Source organism: Pseudomonas sp. 5.2, assembly GCF_059025405.1.
Map to the genome: position 1 here is coordinate 94,798 of NZ_JBYBHH010000014.1, position 23,515 is coordinate 118,312.

At 62.4% G+C, this 23,515-nt stretch carries 22 protein-coding genes; 15 read left to right on the forward strand and 7 right to left on the reverse strand.

Going from position 1 to position 23,515, the window contains the following annotated elements; genetic code table 11:
- Positions 1-8: 8 nt before the first annotated feature.
- From ssuD to AC5PZ0_RS20675, 5 genes are all read right to left on the reverse strand, one after another.
- Positions 9-1,157 (reverse strand): FMNH2-dependent alkanesulfonate monooxygenase, encoded by a 1,149-nt coding sequence (gene ssuD, locus AC5PZ0_RS20655; RefSeq protein ID WP_099428069.1) that lies wholly within the window; start codon positions 1,155-1,157, stop codon positions 9-11.
- Positions 1,158-1,217: 60 nt separating this feature from the next.
- Positions 1,218-2,183 carry a sulfonate ABC transporter substrate-binding protein gene (locus AC5PZ0_RS20660; RefSeq protein WP_493855643.1) on the reverse strand — a complete coding sequence of 322 codons (966 nt, stop codon included), beginning with the start codon at positions 2,181-2,183 and terminating at the stop codon, positions 1,218-1,220.
- A gap of 94 nt (positions 2,184-2,277) precedes the next feature.
- Positions 2,278-2,871: an NADPH-dependent FMN reductase gene (ssuE, locus tag AC5PZ0_RS20665; protein WP_027595178.1), complete on the reverse strand. Its 594-nt coding sequence runs from the start codon at positions 2,869-2,871 to the stop codon at positions 2,278-2,280.
- A 229-nt stretch (positions 2,872-3,100) separates the two neighbouring features.
- Positions 3,101-3,739: a peroxiredoxin gene (locus AC5PZ0_RS20670; protein WP_027595177.1), complete on the reverse strand. Its 639-nt coding sequence runs from the start codon at positions 3,737-3,739 to the stop codon at positions 3,101-3,103.
- A gap of 165 nt (positions 3,740-3,904) precedes the next feature.
- The gene (locus AC5PZ0_RS20675) at positions 3,905-5,233 is read right to left on the reverse strand and encodes an OprD family porin (protein WP_493855644.1); all 1,329 of its coding nucleotides are present in this window, start codon (positions 5,231-5,233) and stop codon (positions 3,905-3,907) included.
- 499 nt (positions 5,234-5,732) lie between these two features.
- On the opposite strand from AC5PZ0_RS20675, the gene tauA reads away from it, so the two are divergent.
- Genes tauA through tauD form a run of 4 tightly spaced genes read left to right on the forward strand, consistent with a single transcriptional unit; the run spans position 5,733 to position 9,221 of the window.
- A complete protein-coding gene (tauA, locus tag AC5PZ0_RS20680) occupies positions 5,733-6,704 on the forward strand; it encodes a taurine ABC transporter substrate-binding protein (protein ID WP_085273871.1) in 972 nt (323 codons plus the stop codon).
- 13 nt (positions 6,705-6,717) lie between these two features.
- Entirely contained in the window at positions 6,718-7,506 is a 789-nt protein-coding gene (gene tauB, locus AC5PZ0_RS20685) for a taurine ABC transporter ATP-binding subunit (protein WP_493855645.1), read from the forward strand.
- On the forward strand, positions 7,503-8,342 hold the full coding sequence (gene tauC, locus AC5PZ0_RS20690) for a taurine ABC transporter permease TauC (RefSeq protein ID WP_493855646.1): 840 nt from the start codon (positions 7,503-7,505) through the stop codon (positions 8,340-8,342). Before tauB ends, tauC begins: the two co-directional genes overlap by 4 nt.
- A gap of 45 nt (positions 8,343-8,387) precedes the next feature.
- Positions 8,388-9,221 carry a taurine dioxygenase gene (gene tauD / locus AC5PZ0_RS20695; protein WP_493855647.1) on the forward strand — a complete coding sequence of 278 codons (834 nt, stop codon included), beginning with the start codon at positions 8,388-8,390 and terminating at the stop codon, positions 9,219-9,221.
- Between the two features lie 114 nt (positions 9,222-9,335).
- Here tauD and betT read toward each other — a convergent pair whose 3' ends face one another.
- Positions 9,336-11,297: a choline transporter BetT gene (betT, locus tag AC5PZ0_RS20700; protein WP_172960398.1), complete on the reverse strand. Its 1,962-nt coding sequence runs from the start codon at positions 11,295-11,297 to the stop codon at positions 9,336-9,338.
- Between the two features lie 334 nt (positions 11,298-11,631).
- Positions 11,632-12,564, reverse strand: coding sequence for a serine O-acetyltransferase EpsC (gene epsC / locus AC5PZ0_RS20705; protein ID WP_099428064.1), 933 nt, complete (start codon positions 12,562-12,564; stop codon positions 11,632-11,634).
- A 270-nt stretch (positions 12,565-12,834) separates the two neighbouring features.
- Here epsC and tcyJ point away from each other — a divergent pair, with 270 nt between their 5' ends.
- The 11 genes from tcyJ to AC5PZ0_RS20760 all read left to right on the forward strand — a co-directional run bounded on the left by tcyJ (position 12,835) and on the right by AC5PZ0_RS20760 (position 23,513).
- A complete protein-coding gene (tcyJ, locus tag AC5PZ0_RS20710) occupies positions 12,835-13,629 on the forward strand; it encodes a cystine ABC transporter substrate-binding protein (protein ID WP_493855648.1) in 795 nt (264 codons plus the stop codon).
- The gene (gene tcyL / locus AC5PZ0_RS20715; RefSeq protein WP_027595168.1) at positions 13,626-14,294 is read left to right on the forward strand and encodes a cystine ABC transporter permease; all 669 of its coding nucleotides are present in this window, start codon (positions 13,626-13,628) and stop codon (positions 14,292-14,294) included. Before tcyJ ends, tcyL begins: the two co-directional genes overlap by 4 nt.
- Before the next feature lie 2 nt (positions 14,295-14,296).
- Positions 14,297-15,055, forward strand: coding sequence for an L-cystine ABC transporter ATP-binding protein TcyN (tcyN, locus tag AC5PZ0_RS20720; RefSeq protein WP_085273875.1), 759 nt, complete (start codon positions 14,297-14,299; stop codon positions 15,053-15,055).
- 265 nt (positions 15,056-15,320) lie between these two features.
- A complete protein-coding gene (locus tag AC5PZ0_RS20725; RefSeq protein WP_493855649.1) occupies positions 15,321-16,562 on the forward strand; it encodes an SfnB family sulfur acquisition oxidoreductase in 1,242 nt (413 codons plus the stop codon).
- A gap of 134 nt (positions 16,563-16,696) precedes the next feature.
- Positions 16,697-17,878 carry an SfnB family sulfur acquisition oxidoreductase gene (locus AC5PZ0_RS20730; RefSeq protein WP_027595165.1) on the forward strand — a complete coding sequence of 394 codons (1,182 nt, stop codon included), beginning with the start codon at positions 16,697-16,699 and terminating at the stop codon, positions 17,876-17,878.
- Positions 17,878-19,269 (forward strand): LLM class flavin-dependent oxidoreductase, encoded by a 1,392-nt coding sequence (locus AC5PZ0_RS20735; RefSeq protein WP_493855650.1) that lies wholly within the window; start codon positions 17,878-17,880, stop codon positions 19,267-19,269. The genes AC5PZ0_RS20730 and AC5PZ0_RS20735 overlap by 1 nt, the downstream gene beginning before the upstream one ends.
- The gene (locus AC5PZ0_RS20740) at positions 19,262-20,062 is read left to right on the forward strand and encodes a MetQ/NlpA family ABC transporter substrate-binding protein (RefSeq protein WP_085273879.1); all 801 of its coding nucleotides are present in this window, start codon (positions 19,262-19,264) and stop codon (positions 20,060-20,062) included. The genes AC5PZ0_RS20735 and AC5PZ0_RS20740 overlap by 8 nt, the downstream gene beginning before the upstream one ends.
- 1 nt (position 20,063) lies before the next feature.
- The gene (locus AC5PZ0_RS20745) at positions 20,064-21,173 is read left to right on the forward strand and encodes a methionine ABC transporter ATP-binding protein (protein ID WP_493855651.1); all 1,110 of its coding nucleotides are present in this window, start codon (positions 20,064-20,066) and stop codon (positions 21,171-21,173) included.
- Positions 21,163-21,807: a methionine ABC transporter permease gene (locus tag AC5PZ0_RS20750; RefSeq protein WP_008096606.1), complete on the forward strand. Its 645-nt coding sequence runs from the start codon at positions 21,163-21,165 to the stop codon at positions 21,805-21,807. The genes AC5PZ0_RS20745 and AC5PZ0_RS20750 overlap by 11 nt, the downstream gene beginning before the upstream one ends.
- A 228-nt stretch (positions 21,808-22,035) precedes the next feature.
- A complete protein-coding gene (locus tag AC5PZ0_RS20755; RefSeq protein WP_033694250.1) occupies positions 22,036-22,263 on the forward strand; it encodes a helix-turn-helix domain-containing protein in 228 nt (75 codons plus the stop codon).
- On the forward strand, positions 22,260-23,513 hold the full coding sequence (locus AC5PZ0_RS20760; RefSeq protein ID WP_493855652.1) for a HipA domain-containing protein: 1,254 nt from the start codon (positions 22,260-22,262) through the stop codon (positions 23,511-23,513). Before AC5PZ0_RS20755 ends, AC5PZ0_RS20760 begins: the two co-directional genes overlap by 4 nt.
- Positions 23,514-23,515: the final 2 nt, after the last annotated feature.

Sequence of the window (23,515 nt, forward strand, 5' to 3'; positions counted from 1 at the left end):
CCCGGCCCTCAGCTCTGCGACACGGACTTGGGCAGGATGTCGTTGGCCACCATCTCGCCGAACGGGCTCACGTAACCGGTACTTTTCGGTTGCTCCGGGCGCTGTACGTCGAGGTGCGGGAATAGCAGCTCGGCAACGCGGTAGGACTCTTCAAGGTGTGGATAACCCGAGAAGATGAAGGTATCGATGCCCAGCTCGGCGTATTCCTTGACCCGCGCAGCCACGGTAGGGCCATCGCCGACCAGCGCGGTACCGGCGCCGCCGCGTACCAGGCCGACACCCGCCCACAGGTTGGGGCTGACTTCCAGGTTGTCGCGGTTGCCGCCGTGCAGGGCAGCCATGCGCTGCTGGCCGACCGAGTCGAAACGCGCCAGCGAGGCCTGGGCACGGGCGATGGTTTCGTCGTCCAGGTGCGAGATCAGGCGGTCAGCGGCGGCCCAGGCTTCTTCATTGGTTTCACGCACGATCACGTGCAGGCGGATACCGAAGCGCACTTCGCGGCCTTGGGCGGCCGCCTTTTCGCGCACCTGGGCGATTTTTTCGGCGACAGCGGCCGGTGGCTCGCCCCAGGTCAGGTACAGCTCGACCTGCTCGGCCGCCAGGTCTTGCGCGGCTTCGGACGAGCCGCCGAAGTACAGCGGCGGACGCGGTTGCTGAACCGGCGGATAAAGCAGTTTGGCGCCCTTCACCTGGATGTGCTTGCCGTCGTAGTCGACGTTTTCGCCTTCCAGCACCTTGCGCCAGATACGGGTGAACTCGACCGAGGCTTCGTAGCGCTCTTCGTGGCTCAGGTGCAGGCCGTCACCGGCCAGTTCGTCCGGGTCGCCACCGGTGACCAGGTTGAACAGCGCACGGCCGTTGGACAGGCGGTCCAGGGTCGCGGCCTGGCGCGCCGCCACGGTCGGCGAAATGATGCCGGGGCGCAGAGCAACCAGAAACTTCAGGCGCTGGGTGACAGGGATCAACGACGCAGCCACCAGCCAGGAATCCTCGCAGGAACGCCCGGTAGGGATCAGCACCCCACCAAAACCAAGGCGGTCGGCAGCCTGGGCAATTTGCTGCAGGTAGCCGTGATCGACTGCACGGGCGCCATCGGAGGTGCCCAGGTACTTGCCGTCACCGTGTGTGGGAAGAAACCAGAAAATGTTAAGGCTCATTGGAGTTGTCTCCTCAAGGGTGGCTCAAGCCGGAGCAACGCCCCGGCGCAGGCAATTCAATCAAGGCGCACTGGCGACCTTGGCCGGGGGTGTCCAGATCACGTCCTTGATGCTCAGCGGCTTGGGAATAAGCTTCAGCGCCTGGAACGTGTCGGCGATCTTCTGTTGTGCGGCCACCACCTCAGGGGTGAGCGGCGCAGCGCCGTAGCCTTGGCGCTTGACCGAGGTCAGGGTGATGTCGGCAGGCAGCCCAAGCAGGGGCGCAACCTGATCGGTGACCTCCTGCGGGTTGGCCTGGGACCACTCGCCCACGGCACGCACTTCGTCGATCAAGGTGCTGATCACGGCAGGGTGCTGGGTGGCATAGTCACGGGTGGCGAGATAGAACTGATGGTTGTCGACCAGGCCTTTGCCGTCACGCAGGGTGCGTGCCTGCAGCTGTTTCTCGGCGGCGGCCTGGTACGGGTCCCAGATCACCCAGGCATCGACGCTGCCACGCTCGAATGCCGCGCGGGCATCGGCTGGCGGCAGGTAGACCGGTTGAATGTCGCTGTATTTGAGGCCTGCATCTTCCAGGGCACGCACCAGCAGGTAGTGGACGTTGGAGCCCTTGTTGAGGACGACTTTCTTGCCTTTGAGGTCTTTCACCGACTGGATCGACGAGCCCTTCGGCACCAGGATCGCTTCGCTGTGCGGCGCCGGTGGCTCGTAGGCCACGTAGAGCAGGTCGGCGCCGGCAGCCTGAGCGAATACCGGCGGCGTTTCGCCGGTGACGCCGAAGTCGATGGAGCCGACGTTCAGGCCTTCGAGCAACTGCGGGCCACCGGGGAATTCGGTCCACTGCACCTGCACGCCCTGCTCGGCCAGGCGCTTCTCCAGCGTGCCTTTGGCCTTGAGCAGCACCAGGGTGCCGTATTTCTGATAACCGATGCGCAGGCTCTCGGCCTGGGCTTGGTTGATGGCGCCGAAGGACACAGCCGCCGCAAACAGGGCGACCAGACCACGACGCAAGAAGACTGTGCGCATGGCGCTCTCCTGTGCGAATGGGGTTCGGGTTGCACCTGCTTGCCTCGTTGACGGGCGAGTAAGGTGGATGACGCGATAAAGCCGTTGAACCGGGTCAGATGCTCCAGCGGGCACTGATCAGGCGTTCATTGAGTACGCCGGGGGCCACGGGGCGCGGCCGACGGGCCAGGGCAACGTGGAAGGTTTCCAGCGAGTCCTGCAGGCGCTCATCCAGAGCAGGTGCCAGCTGTGCCGCCTTGGCGCCTTCTGCGTAGGCGACCTGGCTGTCGTCGGCGAAGATCCCTTGCAGGGTCTCTTGCGCCTTGAGTGCCGACAGCACCGGTTTTAACGCGTAATCCACCGCTAGCATGTGGGCGATGCTGCCGCCGGTAGCGATGGGCAACACGACCTTGTGCTCCAGGGCGCGTTCGGGCAGCAGGTCGAGCAAAGTCTTCAGCGCACCGGCGAACGATGCCTTGTACACCGGGGTGGCGACGATCAGGCCATCGGCCTGGGCCACCAGTTGCTGGAAGTGCTGCACCTGCGGGCTGTCGAAGCGCGCATGGAGCAGGTCCTCGGCGGGGAAGTCACGTACCTGGAAGGTCACCACTTCGACGCCACGGTGCTGCAGCCACTGGCGCGAGCGCTCGAGCAACACGCCGGAGCGTGAACGGGTACCAGGGCTACCACCGATTGAGACGACCAGCATTGGAGCGCTTCCTTGTGTTCTGTTGGGAGTGACATTAACAGCCTGTTCATATATCTAGAAATCATATTTTTTCATTTGTTTATTCCACTTTTATCTATTCCCCAATACGGTCACTGTGGGAGCGGGTTTACCCGCGAAGAAGCCAAAACCGTTCCTTCAGGCATAAAAAAGGGCCGTCGAAACGGCCCGAAATCCCTGCTATGGCTAAGAGCAATGCAACGTGGATCCTTTAACGATTAGGTTGCGGCGTCAGGCGCAGATAAGGCTTCACCGCCCGATACCCTTTGGGGAAACGCTGCTTGATCTCCTCCTCGTCTTTGAGCGAAGGCACGATCACTACGTCGTCACCGTCCTGCCAGTTACCTGGCGTGGCGACCTTGTAGTTGTCGGTCAGCTGCAGCGAGTCGATTACCCGCAAAATCTCGTTGAAGTTGCGCCCGGTACTGGCCGGATAGGTAATGGTCAGGCGCACCTTCTTGTTTGGGTCGATGACGAACAGCGAGCGCACGGTCAGGGTGTCGTTCGCGTTCGGGTGAATCAGGTCGTACAGGTCGGACACCTTGCGGTCGGCGTCGGCGATGATCGGGAAGTTGACCACGGTGTTCTGGGTCTCGTTGATGTCATCGATCCACTTGTGGTGCGAGTCGACCGGGTCCACCGACAGCGCGATGGCCTTGACGCCGCGCTGGGCGAAGTCGTCTTTGAGCTTGGCGGTCAGGCCCAGTTCGGTGGTGCACACCGGGGTAAAGTCGGCCGGGTGGGAAAACAGCACACCCCAACTGTTGCCGAGCCACTCGTGGAAGCGGATCTTGCCTTCACTGGAATCCTGTTCGAAATCGGGGGCGATGTCGCCGAGTTTGAGGCTCATGAGGTGCGGCTCCTATGCTGTGTTCTGGCCTTGTGAGGTTCAATGTGCCTGCATTCAGTTAAAAACAAAAAGAATAAATACTGATTTATTTATAACCACAGAGCATACCGAATTGCAGACACAAAAAAGCCTCGCACTAGGCGAGGCTTCTGGTTCAGCTACGGCTTACAGGAAGTTGTAAGTGTAGTTGAAGATCAGACGGGTCTGATCCTGGTCAGCCAGCGAGCTGGTGCCAGTGCCACGGTAGACACCGTGACGCAGGCTGGCGCCCAGGCCTTTGAAGGTGCCTTCCTGGATGACGTAGTCGACGCGAGCGTCACGTTCCCATTCGCTGAAGGTACCGTTGCCGTTGGCGTTCTTGCCGTCTTCACCTTTCAGGTAGGAGACCGAAGCTTTCAGGCCAGGGACGCCCAGACGCGCGAAGTCATACGAGTACTGACCGAAGGTGGTGTTCTCACCGGCCTTGGCGAACTGGTTGATCATGCTGTCGGTGAACAGGTAGAAGCTGGAACCAGCGGCGCCTTCGTTGCGGCCATTGCCATCAACGACGCTACCTTGGTTGAGCCAGACGAAACCACCGTCATCGTTGACGCGCTGGTGACCGAGCATCAGCGCATGGCCGCCCAGGGTATAGGTGAACATGGCGGTCCAGGTCTTGTTGTCGACCTCGCCAGCGTTCTTGGCATAACCGCCGTTGTTGTTGAAGCGGTAGCCGGCTTCACCGTTCTTGCCGTCGCTGCTGCTGTCGAAGTAGCGCAGGTCGGTCTTGAACGACTGGTCGTCAGCAATCTTGAACACGTGGGTCGCGCCCAGGAAGTGCTGCTTGTAGAAGTCTTCCAGGTTCGAGTAGTAGTACTGCAGGGTCAGGTCTGGGGTGAGCTTGTAGTCCAGGCCGCCGTAGCGGAACTTGTTGCTGTCCTGGGTAGCGCCCGCCACGGACAGGCCGGTACGGTTGCTCGAAGCACGGCCCATGGCGTGGGTCAGCTGACCGGCGTTGACGGTCAGGTTGTCGATTTCCTTCGACTGGATGGTGCCACCCTCGAAGGTCTGCGGCAGCAGACGGCCATCGTTGGCCACCAGGATCGGCAGGTTCGGCGCCAGGGCGCTACCGAAGTGGGCTTCGGTCTTCGAGAAGCGAGCCTTGGCGTTACCGCCTACACGCGCCCACTGGCTTACAGCAGACCCGTCGGTATCGCTCGGGAAGAAGCTGCTGTTGTCAGGGTGCTTGCCGCGGCCGCCATCCAGGTGAATACCCCACAGGGCCTGAACATCGACGCCGAAGCCAACGGTACCTTCGGTGAAACCGGACAGGTAGTCGAGCTTGAAGCCCTGGCCAGACTCGCGGTTGTCAGCACCGCCGTCACGGTTGTCGTTGTTGAAGTACATGGTGCGCGAGCTGAGCGACAGTTTGCTGTCTTCAACGAAACCGGCAGCGCCTGCTTGTTGGGCGAGAACCCCCAGTGCCACGGCCAGAGCCAGGCTGGACTTGTACATGTTTTGCTCCTCTACGTTCTAATTCTTGTGTATCTCTGGAGGCGGGGTCTGCTGCCCCGCTCACCGTGGATTGGCGATTTAGTCCCAAAGCGTGACCATGAAGTCAATCGTTTCTAAACGTTTCGCGACTTTGGTCTAAGACGCCACCTGCGCTACAGGATAATGACAATCCTATAAATCCAAAATGACCGTTTTATGAATTTGTAAGATTTTTCCGGAATATGTTAGGAACCTTTACTGCCTTTTGTTGTAAACGGCACATTGGTTCATAACTGTTGGTTATTTGCAAACGTTTGCTCATAACTTAATTCCATACTGCTCTAAGGGACGAAAAAGCCTAGCAGCCCTGTCGGATTTCGCCATTGCGCGACATCAACGGCGCGCGGCTTAAAGCATTTGGCTCCTAAGCTAATTCTAAAAAGTTATTTATTTTAGATTTCTTAGATCATTTAGTCTTCTCGCCATCCATCACATCGATTGCCTGACGAGAGGTTCAACCATGATCCCGCACGCTCCGCTGCGCCTGTTCGCCGCCCTGACCCTCGCCGGCACCAGCTGGTTGGCCCAGGCCGCCGACCTGACCGTGGCCTACCAGACCACCGTTGACCCGGCCAAAGTGGCCCAGGTCGATGGCGACTACGAAAAAGCCAGCAAGGCCAGTATCGACTGGCGCAAATTCGACAACGGCGCCGATGTGATCACGGCTGTGGCCAGCGGTGACGTGCAGATCGGCTACCTCGGTTCCAGCCCGCTGGCCGCTGCGGCAACACGCAAACTGCCGGTCGAGACCTTCCTGATCGCCACCCAGATCGGCGCGGGCGAAGCACTGGTGGCGCGCGACAGCATCAAGACGCCTCAAGACCTGATCGGCAAGAAAGTGGCCGTGCCTTTCGTTTCCACCGGCCACTACAGCCTGCTGGCGGCGCTCAAGGCCTGGAACATCGACCCGTCCAAGGTACAGATCCTCAACCTCGCGCCACCGGCGATCATTGCCGCCTGGAAACGCGGTGACATCGACGCGACCTACGTCTGGGACCCCGCCCTGGGCGTGGCCAAGGAAAACGGCAAGGTGCTGATCACCTCCGGTGAACTGGCCGAAAAAGGCGCACCGACCTTCGACGCCTGGATCGTGCGCAAGGACTTCGCCGACAAGCACCCTGACGTGGTCAAGGCGTTCGCCAAGGTCACCCTCGACGCCTACGCCGACTACCGCAAAGACCCGCAAGCCTGGCTGGCCAACAAGGACAACGTGGCCAAGCTGGTCAAGCTGTCCGGCGCCAAGGCCAGCGATATCCCGGTGCTGCTGGAAGGCAACGTCTACCCATTGGCCGCCGACCAGGCCAACGCCCTGGGTGCACCGACCACCCAAGCGCTGACTGACACAGCCACCTTCCTCAAGCAACAAGGCAAGGTCGACGCGGTGCTGCCGGACTACTCGCCGTACGTCAGCGCCAAGTTCCTTCCAAACTGATCCGGAGCCCGTCATGGCCTTGCTTGAACTGGAGCGCATCAGCGCACAGTACCCTGGCGCCAGCACCCCGGTGCTGGCCGACATCAACCTGAGCCTGGGGCCACGCCAGCTGCTGGTGGCCCTCGGGCCATCCGGCAGCGGCAAGACGTCGCTGCTCAACCTGATCGCCGGCTTCGTCGCCCCCAGCGGCGGCCGCATCACCCTTGACGGTGCACCGGTCAACGGCCCCAGCGCCGAACGCGGTGTGGTGTTCCAAGACGATGCCTTGCTGCCCTGGCAGAACGTGCTGGGCAACGTCGCCTTTGGCCTTGAGCTGGCCGGCGTACCGCGCGCCCAGCGTGAGGCCAAGGCCCGCGAGATGCTGGCCTTGGTCGACCTGGAAGGGTTTGCCGATCGGCGCATATGGCAATTGTCCGGTGGCCAGAAGCAGCGTGTCGGCCTGGCCCGCGCGCTGGCGGCCGACCCACGGGTACTGCTGATGGACGAGCCGTTCGGCGCGCTCGACGCGTTCACCCGAGAGCAGATGCAAGAGCTGCTGCTGCAGGTTTGGCAGCGCACCGCAAAGCCTGTGTTCCTGATTACCCACGACATTGAAGAAGCGGTGTTCCTCGCCAGCGAGCTGGTGCTGCTGGCGCCCAACCCGGGGCGTGTGGTCGAGCGCCTGCAGTTGGACTTCGGCCAACGCTACGCGGCGGGCGAGCCGGCCCGGGCGATCAAGTCCGACCCACGCTTCATCGAAACCCGCGAGCATGTGCTGGCGCGGGTCTTCTCCCAACGCCAAAGCCTGCAGGAGCGCGCATGAGCAGCCTGGATCTGCCGGTTACCGGCAAACGCGACGCCCACACCCGGCCTGCTGAAAAGCCACGCCGCCCGCTTGCTACCCGCTGGATCAGCACCCTGACCCTGGCCAGCCTGCTGCTGGCCTGGTGGCTGGTGACGGCCGCCGGCTGGATCGAGCCGCTGTTCCTGCCGGCGCCCGGCGATATCCTGGCCAGGGCCTGGACCCTACTGACCCAGGGCTACATGGATGCCAGCCTGTGGCAGCACCTGGGGGCAAGCCTGGGCCGTATCGGCCTGGCACTGGTCGCCGCCACCCTGACCGCCATCCCGGTCGGCATCGCCATCGGTTACAACCGTGTGGCGCGGGGCATTCTCGACCCGCTGATCGAGTTCTACCGCCCTATTCCGCCTCTGGCCTATCTGCCGCTCATCGTCATCTGGTGCGGCATCGGCGAGCTGTCGAAAGTGTTGCTGATTTACCTGGCGATCTTCGCCCCGATTGCCATCGCCACCGCCACCGGCGTACGCACCGTCGACCCGGCCAAACTGCGCGCCGCGCAATCGCTGGGGGCGACCAAGGCGCAACTGATCCGCCACGTGATCCTGCCCAGCGCCTTGCCCGACATCCTCACCGGCATCCGCATCGGCCTTGGGGTCGGCTGGTCGACCCTGGTCGCCGCAGAACTGATCGCCGCCACCAGCGGCCTGGGCTTCATGGTGCAGTCGGCGGCGCAGTTCCTGGTCACTGACGTGGTGGTGCTGGGCATTCTGCTGATCGCCCTGATCGCCTTCGCACTGGAGATGAGCCTGCGGGCGCTGCAACGCAAGCTGGTGCCCTGGCATGGGCAAAGCCACTGACCACGCCGGCATTTCGGCGCCTAGTAAAAACAGATCGAGACCGACATGAGCCTGACCATCACCCCTCTCAGCCCGGCGCTCGGCGCCCAGATCAGCGGCGTGGACATCAGCCGCGACATCACCACCGAGCAGCGCGACGCCATCGAGCAAGCGCTGCTCAAGCACCAGGTGCTGTTCTTCCGCGATCAACCGATCAACCCAGACCAGCAAGCCCGCTTTGCGGCCCGCTTTGGTGACCTGCACATCCACCCGATCTACCCCAACGTGCCGGAAACCCCGCAGGTGCTGGTGCTCGACACGGCGGTCACCGACGTGCGCGACAACGCCGTCTGGCACACCGACGTGACCTTCCTGCCGACCCCGGCGTTAGGCGCGGTGCTCAGCGCCAAGCAACTGCCAGCGTATGGCGGCGACACCCTGTGGGCCAGTGGCATTGCCGCCCTCGAAGCCTTGTCGGCGCCCCTGCGCGAGATGCTTGACGGGCTGACGGCCACCCATGATTTCACCAAGTCGTTCCCGCTCGAGCGTTTTGGCACCACGCCAGAAGACCTGGCGCGCTGGGAAGTGACCCGGCGCAACAACCCGCCGCTGTCACATCCAGTGATCCGCACGCACCCGGTCAGCGGGCGCAAGGCGCTGTTCGTCAACGAAGGGTTCACCACGCGCATCAACGAATTGAACGAGTATGAGAGCGACGCGTTGCTCAAGCTGCTGTTCGCCCATGCGACCAGGCCTGAGTTCAGCATTCGCTGGCGCTGGCAGGAAAATGATGTGGCGTTCTGGGACAACCGCGTGACCCAGCATTTTGCGGTGGATGATTACCGGCCGAATCGGCGGGTGATGCACCGGGCGACGATTTTGGGGGATGCGCCGTTTTGAACCGCGGGAGGCCGTTGGCCTCCATTCGCAGCACAAGGCTGCTCCTACAGGGGATCGCACATCCTGTAGGAGCAGCCTTGTGCTGCGAAAGGGCCGCAAAGCGGCCCCAGCGGTCTAGCGGACCAAGTGCAAGTACTGCATATGCCGCTCGTACTGGTCGAGGATGTCGTTGATGATCTGCTCCTTGCTGTAGCCCACCAGGTCGTAGTTCTGGCTGCCCTCGCTCAGGTGCACCTCCGCCCGGTAATAACGGCGGTTCTTCAACTCCTGAGCACCCAGCCCACCCAGCGCAAACGACGGCGTGAAATAGCCGCGCATCTGCACCTGGTAGATGAAGGGTTGCTCCTCGCCATGGCCCACTTTCAAGCTGACGTTGTCGTGGCTCGGGTCGTCCTGGGTAATCAGCACCAGGCCCTTCTGCTCGAACACCTCACGCACATCGGCAATCGCCGGGCGCACCACGTCGTCCATGAAGCGGTACACCTCATCGCGTGATGGGAAGTGCACGGCCTGGCTCAGGCGCTGGCGCCAGCCGCCGCGCCCGCGACGCGACTGAGCGAACGGCGCCAGCGAATGCATCTGCGCAATCTGCCGCTGGGACTCCAGGTAGAACGCCTTGTGCAGCCCCCACATCATGCACAGCAAGATCAGCGAGAACGGCAGCGAGGTCAGCACCACCGCCGACTTCAGCGAATCGATGCTGCCAGCGAACAGCAATGCACTGGTGATCAGCGCGGTCATCGCGCCCCAGAAAATCCGCAGCCAGTTAGGCCCGTCTTCATCCGGGTCACCACCCTTGGCCGACAAAGTCGACAGCACCACAGTGCCCGAGTCGGCCGAGGTGACGAAGAACACGAAGCTGATAAACACCGTGGTCGCGATGACCACCTTGCTCCAGGGGTAGGTCTCCAGCAGCAGGTACAGGCTCATCGACGGGTTATCCAGCGCCGATTGACCAAGCGCGGTCATGCCATGGTTGATGACCTGGTCCAACGCGCTGTTGCCGAAGATCGACATCCACGCCAGGGTGAAGCCCAGGGGAATCAGCAACACGCCGAAGACGAATTCGCGGATGGTGCGCCCACGCGAAATACGCGCAATGAACAAGCCCACGAACGGCGCCCAGGCAATCCACCAGGCCCAGTAGAACACCGTCCAGCCGCCAAGCCAGTCGCGGTTTTCGCCATAGGCATAGACGTCGAAGCTCTTGCGGGGCAAGGCGCCGAGGTAGTCACCCAGGTTCTGGATAAGGGTGTTGAACAGGTGCTGGGTAGGGCCGGCAAACAGCACGAACAGCAACAGCGCGCAGGCCAGGAACAGGTTGATGTCGCTCATCACCCGCACGCCTTTCTCCACCCCGGCGACCGCCACGGCCACCGCCGCGCCCATCATCAGGGTGATCAGCGCGACCTGCACCCACTGGCTGTGGCTGATCCCGAACAGGTAATCCAGGCCGGCATTCAAGTGCAACACGCCAAAGCCCATGTCGGCGCCCAGGCCGAACACCGTGGCAATGATGCCAAAGCCATCCACCGCGTAACCAATCGGCCCGTTGATGCGCTTGCCGATCAGGGGGTACAGCGCCGAGCGCAAGGCCAGCGGCAGGTTATGCCGGTAGGCGAAGTAGGCCAGCGCCATGCCGACGAAGGCAAACACGCCCCAGCCATGCAGGCCCCAGTGCAGGAACAGGATCTGCATGGCCTGGCGCCCGGCCTCTGCCGTGCCTGCTTCGCCCTGGGGCGGCTGCAGCATGTGGGTCAGCGGTTCGGACACGCAGAAGAAGAACAGCGTGATGCTGATGCCGGCGGCAAACAGCATGCCGGCCCAGGACAAGTAGCTGAACTCGGGTTCGTCGTGGTCGGCACCGAGCTTGATCTTGCCGTAGCCAGACAAGGCGGTGACCACCACGAAGACCAGGTACAGCGTCATCGCCAGCATGTAGTACCAGCCGACCGTGTTGGCCGCCCAGTTCTGCGCCGCCAGCAACCAGTCGCCTGCGGCTTGCGGATTGGTGATGACAATGAGGCCGAAGATGAGGATGAAACTTGCCGCGAAATAGAACACCGGAGGGTTCATGCGCATCTTGCCGTTGGCAAGGGTGGGGGTCGGTGCACTCATCGGGCATGCACCTCGTCACGTGACGTAAGGTTCGAAATGAACGGGTTCAGCAAAGGAATCCTCCTGTTGAACACCGGCAGCGGACCAGCGTTTTTTCATTGAACAAGCGTTCAAGTTAACCATGGATCGGGATTTGATGCGAACCGGGGTGCTGATCGGTGCCTGCCTGAACCGGCCCTTTTGCGGGGCAAGCCCACTCCCCCAGGTACATCACTAGCCCCAATAGGCTGATGATTCTGTGGGAGCGGGCTCGCCCCGCGAAAGGGCCGGTACAGCCAGTAAAGACCTCAGGTCAGTTCTTGTCCTGGCAATCCAGCTGCAGGTTGGCCTGGGTAATGTTGCTCTCGGCCGGCACGCTGCGGGTGAGCCACACATTACCGCCAATGGTCGAGCCCTTGCCGATGGTAATGCGCCCCAGGATCGTGGCCCCCGCATAGATCACCACGTCGTCCTCGACGATCGGGTGGCGCGGCAGGCCTTTGTGCAAGGTCCCCGACTCATCGCTTGGGAAGCGCTTGGCGCCCAGTGTCACCGCCTGGTAGATACGTACCCGCTCGCCGATGATCGCAGTCTCGCCAATCACCACGCCGGTGCCGTGGTCGATGAAGAAGCTCGGGCCGATCTGCGCGCCGGGGTGGATGTCGATACCGGTTGCTGAATGCGCCAGCTCCGAACTGATACGCGCCAGCAGCGGCAAACCAGCCTGGTACAAGTGATGCGCCAGGCGGTGATGGATGATGGCGAGGATGCCTGGGTAGCACAGCAGCACCTCATCGACACTGCGCGCCGCCGGGTCACCGTGGTAGGCGGCCAGCACGTCGGTGTCGAGCAATACCCGCAGGTTGGGCAGCGCCGCGGCAAAATCCTGGATCAGCCGCAGTGCCTGGGCATCGACGGACACCAGGCCACCCTGCGTCTGCCGGGCGGCGTAGCGCAGCTCCAAGCGGGCCTGAGCCAGCAACGCGGTCAGGGCGGCATCCAGGGTGTGCCCTACGTAAAAATCTTCACTCTCTTCGCGCAGGTCGACCGGCCCAAGGCGCATCGGGAACAGCGCCCCGCACAACTGCTCGAGAATCTGCCGCATGGCCTCGCGAGAGGGCAGTTCGCGCCCGCCCTGCTCGCCAATGCTGCGGCCATTGCGGCTGCGCCATTGCTCACGGGCGCTGCGCAAACCACTGACGATGCTGTGCAGCTGCCAATGCGCGGATGTTGGTTGTTCGCTCACGGTGTTCTCCTGCCTGGGGCCAATCTGTCGTTATTCAATCCACTCTACGGCAAATCCATCCCTTGGAAAAAACAACGCTTTATTCCATCCTGCGCTAAGTCGGGCATAAGCCGCGATGACGGCGCCAGTATCCTGGCCTACCCTCAAAGCTGACGTCACTCGGCAAAAAAACAAAAAGGAATAATAAGATAATTTTTTATTATTTCCTGGCCTAAGCGGCCAACTTTATAGTCGCCACCCACTACTTCCACACCAAGCGCGGGGCCTGACATGTCGAAATTCGCCAAACCGCTACTCAACGCCAGCCTGGCCATCCTGCTGGGTGCCGGCCTGCTCAGCCAGGCCTTCGCCGGCGAGCAATTGAAGACCATTCAGGAAAAGGGCGTGATCAACGTCGGCCTGGAAGGCACCTACCCACCGTTCAGCTTCCAGGATGAAAGCGGCAAGCTGGCCGGCTTCGAAGTGGAGCTTTCGGAACTGCTGGCCAAGGAGCTTGGGGTCAAGGCCAAGATCCAGCCGACCAAATGGGACGGCATCCTTGCAGCGCTGGAGTCCAAACGCCTGGACGTGGTGGTCAACCAGGTGACCATCTCCGAAGAGCGCAAGAAAAAGTACGACTTCTCCGAGCCCTACACCGTCTCCGGCATCCAGGCGTTGGTGCTGAAGAAGAAAGCCGCAGACCTGAACATCAAGACTGCACAGGACCTGGCAGGCAAGAAAGTCGGCGTCGGCCTGGGCACCAACTACGAGCAGTGGGTGAAGCAGGACGTGCCGAAAGCCGAAGTCCGCACCTATGAAGACGACCCGACCAAGTTCGCCGACCTGCGCAACGGCCGCATCGACGCGATCCTGATCGACCGCCTGGCCGCGCTGGAATACGCGCAAAAAGCCAAGGACACCGAGCTTGCCGGCGATGCCTTCTCGCGCCTGGAAAGCGGCGTGGCACTGCGCAAAGGCGAACCTGAGTTGCTGGCGGCCCTCAACAAGGCCATCGACAAGCTCAAGGCCGACGGCACGCTGGCCAAGCTGTCGGAAAAATACTTCGGTGCCGATGTCACTAAATGATCGCTGAAAGCCTGCAACTCGTTGTCGATTCCACGCCCTTCCTGCTGAAGGGCGCGGGTTATACGGTGCTGCTCAGTGTCGGTGGCATGTTCTTCGGCCTGGTGCTGGGGTTTGCCCTGGCGCTGATGCGGCTGTCGAAGATGTTGCCGCTGAACTGGCTGGCACGCATCTACGTGTCGTTCTTCCGGGGCACGCCGCTGCTGGTGCAGCTGTTCGTGATCTACTTCGGCATGCCGCAGATCGGTATCGAACTCGACCCCATCCCGGCCTCGCTGATCGGCCTGTCGCTGAACATGGCAGCTTACATATGCGAAATCCTGCGTGCGGCGATTTCCTCGATCGACCGTGGCCAGTGGGAAGCCGCTGCCAGCATCGGCATGACCCGCACCCAGGCCATGCGCCGGGCCATCCTGCCGCAAGCCCTGCGTACGGCCTTGCCGCCGCTGGGCAACAGCTTCATCTCGCTGGTCAAGGACACCGCCCTGGCGGCGACCATCCAGGTGCCCGAGCTGTTCCGCCAGGCCCAGCTGATTACCGCGCGCACCTTTGAAGTCTTCACCATGTACCTGGCTGTGGCGGTTATCTACTGGATCCTCTGCAGTATCCTCGCGCACTTCCAGAACCGCATGGAAGCGCGGGTCAACCAGCATGACCAGGAGCATTGAGCATGATCGTAGTTAAAGGCCTGTCCAAGCAGTTCAAGGGCCAGACCGTGCTCAATGGCATCGACCTGACCGTGCAGCCAGGCGAAGTGGTCGCCATCATCGGCCCCAGCGGCTCGGGCAAGACCACCTTCCTGCGCTGCCTCAACCTGCTGGAAACCCCCGACGCCGGGCAGATCCAGATCGGCGCCATCAGCATCGATGCCAATCGCCCGCTGGGTGGGCAGCAGAGCGCGATTCGCCGGTTGCGTCAGCAGGCCGGTTTCGTGTTCCAGAACTTCAACCTGTTCCCCCACCGCACCGCCCTGGAAAACGTCATTGAGGGCCCGGTGATCGTCAAGAAGACGCCCCGCGACCAGGCGATCGCCTTGGGCCGCAAGCTGATGGCCAAGGTGGGCCTGGCGGGCAAGGAAGACGCCTACCCGCGGCGTCTTTCCGGTGGCCAGCAGCAGCGGGTAGCGATTGCCCGTGCCCTGGCGATGGAGCCTGAGGTGATTCTGTTTGACGAACCGACCTCGGCGCTCGACCCGGAGCTGGTTGGCGAAGTGCTCGCCACCATCCGCGGCCTGGCCGAAGAAAAGCGCACCATGATCATCGTTACCCACGAGATGAGTTTTGCCCGTGATGTGGCGAACCGGGTGATCTTCTTCGACAAGGGGGTGATCGTCGAACAGGGTGAAGCCAAGGCGCTGTTTGCCGCGCCCAAGGAAGAGCGCACCCGGCAATTCTTGCGCAAGTTCCTGGGTACCGCTGCTTCGGAATAAACCTGTACTGGCCTCTTCGCGGGCTTGCCCGCGAAGAGGCCGGCACCTGCTGCGCAAATCTCAACTTCTATATATATTCCAAAAGGTTAGTTCATAATCTTTTAATAAGCCATTAGGGTATATACACCGGACCACCGGACCAGCAAACGTCTGTCGCCATCAGCTGAAGCGACGCATCTACTTTTGTGAGGTTAGGAATGGTCAGGATCACAATCACCCCAGTGCGTATCGCCAGGGCATTGAGTGCAGCCAAGGAGCGGTACTGATGTCCAGCCAGCCAAATACCCTTTTCCACAGCGACGTCGACAGCTCGCCCCTGCTGCTGCCAGCCAAGGTGCTGCGCAACGACGCCGAGGCCCTGCAAGCCGCACGCGAACTGGCCGACGTGGCCCGTGAGCAGGCCGCACGCCGCGACCAGCAACGCAAACTGCCGTGGGCAGAGATCGAGCAGTTCACCCGCAGCGGCCTGGGCAGCATCAGCGTACCCAAGGCCTATGGCGGCCCCGATGTCTCGTTCGAAACCGTGGCGGAAGTCTTCCGCCTGATCAGTGCCGCCGACCCGGCCCTGGGGCAGATCCCGCAGAACCAGTTCGGCATGCTGCAGTTGCTGCGCCTGACCGCCACCGAGGCACAGCAGGCGGTGATCTTCCGCAGCGTGCTGGACGGCTGGCGCATCGGCAATGCCGGCCCCGAGCGCGGCACCAAAGACACCCTGACCCTGAAGGCGAAGATCACCCGCGTAGGCGACGGTTATCGCATCAGTGGTGAAAAGTTCTACTCCACGGGCGCCCTGTACGCGCACTGGGTGGCGGTCAAGGCGCTGGACGACGAAGGCCGCCAGCGCCTGGCCTTCGTCCGCCGCGGCAGCCCTGGGCTGCGCATCGTCGATGACTGGTCTGGGTTCGGCCAACGCACCACCGCCAGCGGCACCGTGCTGCTCGACCAAGTGCCGGTCGATGCGGAGCTGGTGATCGACAACTGGCGCCAGCGTGACACGCCGAATATCCAGGGCGCGGCTTCGCAGTTGATCCAGGCAGCCATCGACGCCGGTATCGCCGAAGCGGCCATCGATGATGCCATCAGCTTTGTGCGCGACAAATCGCGGCCCTGGATCGACGCCAAGGTCGAGCGCGCCAGCGACGACCCGTACGTGATCGCCGACATCGGCCGCCTCAAGCTCGAGCTGCACGCTGCCGAGGCGCTGCTGCGCGAGGCGGCGCGGGTGCTCGATGAGGTCAATGCCGCACCCATCGACGCCGCTTCTGCTGCCCGCGCTTCGATCGCCGTGGCCGAGGCCAAGGTGCTGACCACCGAGGTCTCGTTGCAGGCCAGCGAAAAGCTGTTCGAGCTGGCCGGCAGCCGCGCCACCCTGGCCGAGTTCAACCTCGACCGCCACTGGCGCAACGCACGCGTGCACACCCTACATGACCCGGTGCGCTGGAAGTACCACGCGGTGGGCGCTTACCACCTGAACGGCAGCCTGCCTGCGCGGCATTCCTGGATCTGATTTGCAGCCTTTGGGGCTGCTGCGCAGCCCATTCGCGGGGCAAGCCCGCTCCCACACCTGAGATTAGTGCAGTGTGTCTGTGGGAGCGGGCTTGCCCCGCGAATGGGCCGCACAGCGGCCCCCGGAGAAACACCATGACCACAAACATCATCACCAGCGACACCCAAGCACTGGCCATCGCCGAAGACATCGCCCAGCAACTGCGCCGCGACAGCGCCCTGCGCGACCGCGAGCGTCGCCTGCCCCACGCCGAACTCGACCTGTTCACCCGCTCCGGCCTGTGGGCCATCAGCGTGCCCAAGGCGTTCGGCGGCGCCGGTGTGTCCAACGTCACCCTGGCCAAAGTCATCGCCCGCATCGCCCAGGCCGATGGCTCCTTGGGGCAAATCCCGCAAAACCACTTCTATGCCCTGGAAGTGCTGCGGGTAAACGGCAGCCCTGAACAACAGCAACGCCTGTACGCCGAAGTGCTGGCCGGCCGGCGCTTTGGCAATGCCTTGGCCGAACTGGGCACCAAGACCGCCAACGACCGCACCACCCGCCTGAGCCGCGACGGTGATGGGTTCCGTATCAATGGCCGCAAGTTCTATTCCACCGGTGCCCTTTACGCCCAGCGCATCCCGACCTCGGTGATCGATGACGATGGCGTGCAACAATTGGCCTTCGTCCCCGCCGACAGCCAAGGCCTGCAGGTGATCGACGACTGGAGCGGCTTCGGCCAGCGCACCACCGGCAGTGGTTCGGTGGTATTCGACAACGTGTGGGTCAGCGCGCAAGACGTTGTCCCCTTCCAGAGCGCCTTCGAACGCCCGACCCCGGTCGGCCCACTGGCACAGATTCTCCACGCTGCCATCGACACCGGCATCGCCCGCGCCGCCTACGAAGATGCCCTGCACTTCGTGCGCACCCGCAGCCGCCCCTGGGTCGACTCGGGCCTGGACAAGGCCAGCGAAGACCCCCTGACCCTGAAAAGCTTCGGCCAACTGGCGATCCGCCTGCACGCCACCGAAGCCCTGCTCGAACGCGCCGGTGAATACCTCGACCGCGCCCAGCAAGACAGCAGCGCCGACAACGTCGCCGCCGCCTCCATTGCCGTGGCCGAAGCACGCGCCATCAGCACCGAGATTTCCCTCGCCGCCGGCACCACGCTGTTCGAACTGGCCGGCAGCCAGGCCACCCTCGCCGAGCACAACCTCGACCGCCACTGGCGCAACGCCCGCGTGCACACCCTGCACGACCCAGTGCGCTGGAAGTACCACGCCATCGGCAACTACTACCTGAACAACGAAAACCCGCCGCGCCGGGGGACGATCTGATGGCCAAGCAGATTCTGCTCAATGCCTTCAACATGAACTGCATCGGGCACATCAACCATGGCCTATGGACCCACCCGCGGGACACCTCGACCCAGTACAAGACGCTTGAATACTGGACCGACCTGGCACGCCTGCTGGAACGGGGCTTGTTCGACGGCCTGTTCATCGCCGACATCGTCGGCACCTACGACATCTACGGCCAGTCGCTGGAGGTGACGCTCAAGGAGTCGATCCAGCTACCGGTCAACGACCCCTTGCTGTTGGTGTCGGCGATGGCCGCCGTCACCCGCCACCTGGGCTTCGGCCTTACCGCCAACCTCACCTATGAGGCGCCTTACCTGTTCGCCCGGCGCCTCTCCACGCTCGACCACCTCACCAATGGCCGGGTCGGCTGGAACATCGTCACCGGCTACCTCGACAGCGCGGCCCGCGCCATGGGCCTGGCGCAGCAACCCGAGCATGATCGGCGCTACGACCAGGCCGACGAGTACCTGCAGGTGCTGTACAAACTGCTCGAAGGCAGCTGGGCTGACGATGCCGTGGTCGCCGACCGCGAGCAGCGCGTCTACGCCCAGCCCGACAAAGTGCGCAAGGTCAGCCACCACGGCGAGTTCTACAACGTCGAGGGCTACCACCTGTGCGAGCCTTCAGCGCAACGCACACCGGTGCTGTTCCAGGCGGGCAGCTCCCCGCGCGGCCTCGCCTTTGCCGGCAACCATGCCGAGTGCGTGTTCATCAGCGGCCAGGACAAAACCGCCACCCGCGCCCAGGTCGATAAGGTGCGCGCGGCCGCCAAGGCGGCGGGCCGCGATCCGCAGGCGGTCAAGGTGTTCATGGGCATCACGGTGATCGTCGCCCCCACTGAGCAACAGGCCCAAGCCAAGCATGCCGAGTACCTGCGCCATGCCAGCCCCGAGGCCGGCGTGGCGCACTTTGCCGCCTCCACCGGCATCGACTTTGCGGCCTATGGGCTGGACGAGCCGATCGGCTTCAGCAAGGGCAACGCCATTCAATCGGCCACGCGCCAGCTGCAGGAAAACGCCTGGACCCGCCGCCGCCTGCTTGATCAGCACGCCCTGGGCGGGCGCTACGTGACCCTGGTCGGCACGCCTGAACAGGTTGCCGATGCCCTGATCGCCTGGCTCGACGAAACCGGGCTGGACGGCTTCAACCTGACCCGCACCGTCACACCAGAAAGCTTTGAGGATTTCATCGACCTGGTCATCCCGCAGCTACAACAGCGTGGCCGCTACAAGACCGCCTACGCCGAGGGCACCCTGCGCGAGAAGTTGTTCGATACCGACCATCCGCACCTGCCCGCCAGCCATCCCGGCTCGCGCTACCGCTTTACCCAAACCCCTGCCCCGACTGGAGCCCTGCACCATGCTTGAGAAACTGTTCCGGCCCGTCGCGGCCATTGCGGTCACCCTTGGCCTGTCCGCCAGCGCCTTCGCCGCCGAGCCGTTGAAAATCGGTACGACCTCCGCCTTCGCGATTCCCCTGGAAACCGCCGTGGAAGAAGCCCACAAGCAAGGCCTGGACGTGAAGCTGATCGAGTTCAGCGACTGGATAGCCCCCAATGTCAGCCTCAACAGCGGCGACATAGACGTGAACTACTTCCAGCACATCCCGTTCCTGGAAAACGCCAAGGCCGCTGCGGGCTTCAACCTGGTGCCCTACGCACCAGGCATCATCAACAACGTCGGCCTGTACTCGAAAAAGTACAAAAGCTTCGCCGAGCTGCCCGAAGGCGCAAGCGTGGCCATCGCCAACGACCCGATCAACAGCGGCCGTGGCCTGCAGCTACTGGCCAAGGCGGGGCTGATCACGCTTAAACCTGGGGTCGGCTACAAGGCCACGGAAGACGACATCATCGCCAACCCCAAGCACCTTAAAATCCTTCAGGTCGAGGCGGTGCAACTGGTGCGCGCCTATGATGACGCCGACCTGGTTCAGGGCTACCCGGCCTACATCCGCCTGGCCAACAGCTTCGACGCCACCTCCGCGCTGCTGTTCGATGGCCTGGAAAACAAAGAGTACGTGATCCAGTTCGTCATTCGCCCGCAAAGCAAGGACGACCCGCGCCTGGCCAAGTTCGTCGATATCTACCAGCACTCGCCCGCGGTGCGCGCGGCCTTGAACAAAGCCCACGGCAACCTCTACCAGGCCGGTTGGGAGGGCTGACATGAGCCAGGCCAGCGCGCTCAGGGCGCCGACACCCCAACCATTGCCGCCAACGGCCAAGGAACAGGCCCTGCGCCCAGAGGTCAACGAAGCCCACGTGCGCTTCATCGGCCTCGGCAAGACCTACCCTGGCCAGGCTCAGCCTGCCTTGCAAGGCATCGACCTGAACATCCGCCATGGCGAGATCTTCGGCATCATCGGCCGCAGCGGCGCCGGCAAGTCGTCGCTGCTGCGTACCATCAACCGCCTGGAACAACCCAGCCAGGGCCGCGTGCTGATCGACCAGGTGGACATCGCGCCCTTCGACGAGGACCGCTTGGTTGCGCTGCGCCGGCGCATCGGCATGATTTTCCAGCACTTCAACCTGATGTCGGCCAAGACCGTGTGGCAGAACGTCGAGCTGCCGCTGAAAGTGGCCGGCGTGCCCAAGGCCGAGCGCCAGCGCAAGGTGCGCGCACTGCTGGAGCTGGTCGGCCTGCAGGAAAAGCACCACGTCTACCCCGCGCAGTTGTCGGGCGGGCAAAAGCAACGCGTCGGCATCGCACGGGCGCTGGTGCACGACCCCGAGATTCTCTTGTGCGACGAGGCCACCTCGGCACTCGACCCTGAAACCACGGCCTCGATCCTTGAACTGCTGCGTGACATCAATCAGCGCCTGGGCCTGACCATTGTGCTGATCACCCATGAAATGGCGGTAATCCGCGATATCTGCCACCGCGTAGTGGTGCTGGAGCGCGGCGAAGTGGTCGAGCAAGGGGAAGTCTGGCGGGTATTCGGCACACCGCGCCATGAAGTGACGCGGACCTTGCTCGCGCCCTTGCAGGCCAAGCTGCCCGCGACTTTGCAGGCCAGCCTCAAGGCCAGCCCGCAGAGCCGCGACAGCGCCGTGGTGCTCAAGCTGACCTTGCTCGGCGAGCCGGAGCTTTCTGCCCTGTTCACCGACCTCGGCGGCCGCGTGCGCCTGCTGCAAGGTGGCGTTGAAACCATCGGTGAGCATGCCGTGGGGCAGTTGATCCTGTCGGTGCAGCATTCGCCACACGACACCCACCAATTGTTGGAGCGTGCCCGCCGTTGGGCCGAAGACGTGGAGGTACTGGGCCATGTGGTTTGATCGCCTGCTTGAAGGCTTGCTCGACACCCTGCTGATGGTCGGCGTGTCGTCGCTGATCGCGCTGTTGGTCGGTGTACCGATGGCGGTGCTGCTGGTCACCAGCGACAAGGGCGGCATCTTCGAGGCACCGCTGCTGAACCGGGTGCTGGGCGCGTTCGTCAACCTGTTCCGCTCGATCCCGTTTCTGATCCTGATGGTCGCGCTGATCCCCTTCACCCGCCTGGTGGTAGGCACCACCTATGGCGTGTGGGCGGCCGTGGTGCCGTTGACCATCGCCGCCACCCCCTTCTTTGCCCGGATTGCCGAGGTGAGCTTGCGCGAAGTGGACCACGGCCTGGTGGAAGCGGCGCAGGCCATGGGCTGCCGGCGCTGGCACATCGTCTGGCATGTACTGCTGCCCGAGGCGCTGCCCGGCATCGTCGGGGGGTTCACCATTACCCTGGTGACCCTCATCAACTCGTCAGCCATGGCCGGGGCGATTGGCGCCGGTGGGCTGGGCGACATTGCCTATCGGTATGGGTACCAGCGCTTCGACAGCCAGATCATGCTGACCGTGATCGCCATGCTGGTGGCGTTGGTGGCGTTGATTCAACTGGGTGGGGATCGGCTGGCGAAGGGGTTGAACAAGCGGTGAGTTATTTGGGGCCCTTTTGCGGCCCCATTCGACGTCGCGCAGAAAACTAAATTATCGTTGAGATAGAAACCATATAAAGGCGCTAAACCGTTCTAGCGAAACAATACTTTCGTTTTTTTGCACTGATCTCTTCTCATACCCTAAAACTAAATAAAACCTTAGTTTTCCTTGAATGTTCCCTGTCGCCGACCATAATCGAAACTATTCTTTCGAACCGGCTGAACACCCATGGGCTCCCTCAAACAGATCCAGACACCTCTCGATTTGGGAAATGCAGTACGTGAGGTACGCAAAAACCAGGCAATAACCCAATCGGACCTGGCCCTCATCGTCGGCAAAAGCCACGTCCTGCTCAGGGACATCGAGCGAGGCAAGGGCAGTGTGTCACTCGCAAGCGTCCTGCAAGTGATGCAGGAGCTTGGCATACGGGTCTATGTGGATGTGCCTGACAAATGAGAGCCCTCCAAATTCTGATCAACAGCCACCACGTTGCAACGCTCAGCGACAACGCAGGTGTCTGGAGCCTGGAATATACGCCAGCCTGGATAGCCCGACCCGACGGCTATGATCTGTCGCCCGCACTGCCTCGTGCCAAAGGCTTGCTGGTTGATGGATCATCCGAGCGCCCTGTCCAATGGTTCTTCGACAATCTGCTGCCCGAAGAGCAAGCACGCACATTGCTGGCCAGCGATGCAAAGCTCGAATTCGCGGACGCTTTTGGCTTGCTCAGCTACTACGGTTCAGAGTCGGCAGGTGCAATCACATTGCTACCTGAGCCACAACTTGAGCAGGCGAGCGGGCTGAAGCCCATCTCGGACGCTCAGTTGAGTGAGAGGATTCGCAACCTGCCCCGAGTCGCACTGACTACAGGTGCCCCGAAGCGTATGTCACTCGCTGGCGCGCAGCACAAGCTGCCGATTGTCATGGACAAAGACGCCCTGTTCGAACCGATCGGCAACACGCCGTCGACCCATATCCTCAAGCCCGACCACCCTGACCGTAACCTCTATGACGCGACCGCAGTGAACGAGTGGTTCGTGATGAGTCTTGCACGAGCGGTAGGGCTGCAAGTACCCGATGTGAAGGTTCGCCGCGTACCCGAGGCAGCCTATCTGATCGAGCGCTTTGACCGCACACGGGTGAATGATCGGCTCGAACGCGTGCATGCACTGGATGCTTGCCAATTGCTCACGCTCGACAAAAGCTTCAAGTACCAACAAGCGACTGCAGAAACGTTACGAAAGATTCTCGGGCAGGTCCGGAATGTGGCCCAGACGCGGCTTCAGCTATTCAGGTGGTTGGTATTCAACATTGTCGTTGGCAACAACGATGCCCACTTGAAAAACCTGTCGTTCTTCGTGCGTCCGGATGCGTATTACCTCGCACCGCACTACGACCTCTTGTGCACCGCCGTTTACGGCGAATCCGCTGCCCCTTGGCTTGAGGCAGAACTGGTGTGGAAGCCAGAAGGCGTCCGCACCCACGCTGACATTACCAGGGCCAGCGTCATCAGCCTCGGTGAAGCCATTGGCGTACGCCCGCCGCTGGGTAACAAGATCATTGATGAGCTGGTACCGGGCGTTGAAGATGCAGCACGAGACCTTCTGGAAAAAAACGTCCATGCCTGGCATGCCGGTGAAAGCAGGCTGGTCAGGCGCATCGTCCATGGCGTGATCCGCGACATGACGGAAAAACTACGGCCCTGAGC

Coding starts and splice junctions, on each gene's coding strand:
- ssuD (WP_099428069.1), bottom strand. CDS start 1,157: ATGAGCCTTAACATTTTCTGGTTTCTTCCCACACACGGTGACGGCAAG.
- AC5PZ0_RS20660 (WP_493855643.1), bottom strand. CDS start 2,183: ATGCGCACAGTCTTCTTGCGTCGTGGTCTGGTCGCCCTGTTTGCGGCG.
- ssuE (WP_027595178.1), bottom strand. CDS start 2,871: ATGCTGGTCGTCTCAATCGGTGGTAGCCCTGGTACCCGTTCACGCTCC.
- AC5PZ0_RS20670 (WP_027595177.1), bottom strand. CDS start 3,739: ATGAGCCTCAAACTCGGCGACATCGCCCCCGATTTCGAACAGGATTCC.
- AC5PZ0_RS20675 (WP_493855644.1), bottom strand. CDS start 5,233: ATGTACAAGTCCAGCCTGGCTCTGGCCGTGGCACTGGGGGTTCTCGCC.
- tauA (WP_085273871.1), top strand. CDS start 5,733: ATGATCCCGCACGCTCCGCTGCGCCTGTTCGCCGCCCTGACCCTCGCC.
- tauB (WP_493855645.1), top strand. CDS start 6,718: ATGGCCTTGCTTGAACTGGAGCGCATCAGCGCACAGTACCCTGGCGCC.
- tauC (WP_493855646.1), top strand. CDS start 7,503: ATGAGCAGCCTGGATCTGCCGGTTACCGGCAAACGCGACGCCCACACC.
- tauD (WP_493855647.1), top strand. CDS start 8,388: ATGAGCCTGACCATCACCCCTCTCAGCCCGGCGCTCGGCGCCCAGATC.
- betT (WP_172960398.1), bottom strand. CDS start 11,297: ATGAACCCTCCGGTGTTCTATTTCGCGGCAAGTTTCATCCTCATCTTC.
- tcyJ (WP_493855648.1), top strand. CDS start 12,835: ATGTCGAAATTCGCCAAACCGCTACTCAACGCCAGCCTGGCCATCCTG.
- tcyL (WP_027595168.1), top strand. CDS start 13,626: ATGATCGCTGAAAGCCTGCAACTCGTTGTCGATTCCACGCCCTTCCTG.
- tcyN (WP_085273875.1), top strand. CDS start 14,297: ATGATCGTAGTTAAAGGCCTGTCCAAGCAGTTCAAGGGCCAGACCGTG.
- AC5PZ0_RS20725 (WP_493855649.1), top strand. CDS start 15,321: ATGTCCAGCCAGCCAAATACCCTTTTCCACAGCGACGTCGACAGCTCG.
- AC5PZ0_RS20730 (WP_027595165.1), top strand. CDS start 16,697: ATGACCACAAACATCATCACCAGCGACACCCAAGCACTGGCCATCGCC.
- AC5PZ0_RS20735 (WP_493855650.1), top strand. CDS start 17,878: ATGGCCAAGCAGATTCTGCTCAATGCCTTCAACATGAACTGCATCGGG.
- AC5PZ0_RS20740 (WP_085273879.1), top strand. CDS start 19,262: ATGCTTGAGAAACTGTTCCGGCCCGTCGCGGCCATTGCGGTCACCCTT.
- AC5PZ0_RS20745 (WP_493855651.1), top strand. CDS start 20,064: ATGAGCCAGGCCAGCGCGCTCAGGGCGCCGACACCCCAACCATTGCCG.
- AC5PZ0_RS20750 (WP_008096606.1), top strand. CDS start 21,163: ATGTGGTTTGATCGCCTGCTTGAAGGCTTGCTCGACACCCTGCTGATG.
- AC5PZ0_RS20755 (WP_033694250.1), top strand. CDS start 22,036: ATGGGCTCCCTCAAACAGATCCAGACACCTCTCGATTTGGGAAATGCA.
- AC5PZ0_RS20760 (WP_493855652.1), top strand. CDS start 22,260: ATGAGAGCCCTCCAAATTCTGATCAACAGCCACCACGTTGCAACGCTC.